Here is a 1237-nt window from a genome sequence, read left to right as displayed (position 1 = left end):
GGTACGGGGCCGAACGCGATCCGCGGTGCGGGCCCGCGGCGCCGGAGCGGGACGCCTGGGAACTGGCGCTGACCGGGGCGGCGTTGGCTTCGGGGACGCCGCTGCTCGGGATCTGCCGGGGGATGCAGCTGCTCAACGTCGCGCTGGGCGGGACGCTCGTACAGCATCTGGACGGTCACACGGGGTCGGTCGGGGCGTTCGGCGAGCATGCGGTGAAGCCGGTGCCTGGCTCGCTCTATGCCGGGGTCGTGCCGGAGGAGTCGCAGGTGCCGACCTATCACCACCAGGCCGTCGACCGGCTCGGGCGGGGGCTGACCGCCTGCGCCCATGCGGGCGACGGGACGGTGGAGGCGGTGGAACTGCCGGGCGAAAGATGGGTGTTGGGGGTGCAGTGGCATCCGGAGATGGGCGGTGACCTGCGCGTCATGCAAGCGCTGGTCCGAGCCGCTTCCTGAGCCAGGCGAGCGCCTCGACGCCCTGGGCGCGCTGGAAGGCGCGGAGGGTGGGCGGACCGGGCGGCGGTGGCTGCAGGCAGTTCCTCCCAGGGGAGGCGCACTCCGGTGGCGGGCGGCGCGACGGCTCTCATCACCGTATGGTCCGCGCCACCCTCCTTGTGTGCCAAGGGATTTGTGCGGCCCCGGTCAGATACGGCCGCCCGTGAGGCGGGTCACCGGGCCATGGCTCTGGGAGTGCTGTTCGCTGCGCCGGCCCGCCAGATACGAGGCCGCGCTCAGTACCGCCGCGCCCGCTCCTGCCCCCATCACCAGCGCCTTGCGCGAGGTGAGCACCGTCCAGGTCGTCGTGGCTGCCGCCACCACCTGGCCGGAGGCTGACCCGACTGCCTGGCGGCCCGCCTGTACGCCCTTGAGGGCCACCGCGCCCGCGGTGCCTGCCGCCTCAGCGGCTTTCTCCTTGGCCTCCTTGGACTGGGTGAGCGCCGTTTCCGCGTCGCCCTTGGCAGCCTCCGCGGTGCGGCCTGCGGTGGTTCCTGTGCTCTCGGTGGTCTTGCCCTCATCCGTCATACGGTTCGGGTAGCCCTCTCAGGGCCCGGCAAACCGCCGCCTTCTCCGCCCGGGCGCGTCAGCACCAGCAAGTCCCGTGCCGGACCGGCCGGCTGGGGGCCGGTGGGCCAGACGGCGCGCAGGTCGCGGCTCAGCCTGATGCCCTCGACCGGGACCTTCACCAGGCGGCGGGACGCGATCTCCTCCCGTACGGCCAGCTCGCTCAGTACGGAAGG

Annotated in this window: 2 protein-coding genes and 1 pseudogene; 1 reads left to right on the top strand and 2 read right to left on the bottom strand. The window is 73.2% G+C overall.

Annotated features, from left to right (window positions below; translation table 11 throughout):
• A partial coding sequence (locus J0695_RS39420) for a gamma-glutamyl-gamma-aminobutyrate hydrolase family protein (RefSeq protein ID WP_206969656.1) occupies nucleotides 1-455 on the top strand: 455 nt, incomplete at its 5' end.
• A gap of 186 nt (nucleotides 456-641) precedes the next feature.
• On the opposite strand, the gene J0695_RS39415 is transcribed toward J0695_RS39420, so the two are convergent.
• Complete coding sequence (locus tag J0695_RS39415) at nucleotides 642-1022, bottom strand: hypothetical protein (protein WP_206969655.1); 381 nt, start codon at nucleotides 1020-1022, stop codon at nucleotides 642-644.
• Nucleotides 1019-1237, bottom strand: a pseudogene (locus tag J0695_RS39410) (hypothetical protein); the annotation flags it as partial. The gene J0695_RS39415 and the pseudogene J0695_RS39410, both read right to left, overlap by 4 nt.

This window comes from Streptomyces beijiangensis, assembly GCF_017315755.1.
GTDB classification, from domain to species: Bacteria; Actinomycetota; Actinomycetes; order Streptomycetales; family Streptomycetaceae; genus Streptomyces; species Streptomyces beijiangensis.
The sequence above is the reverse complement of the archived record's forward strand: the minus strand, read 5'-3'. Positions and strand labels throughout refer to the sequence as shown.

Bases quoted from the DNA above. Each gene is read 5' to 3' on its own strand.
- J0695_RS39415 (WP_206969655.1), bottom strand. From the start codon at position 1,022: ATGACGGATGAGGGCAAGACCACCGAGAGCACAGGAACCACCGCAGGC.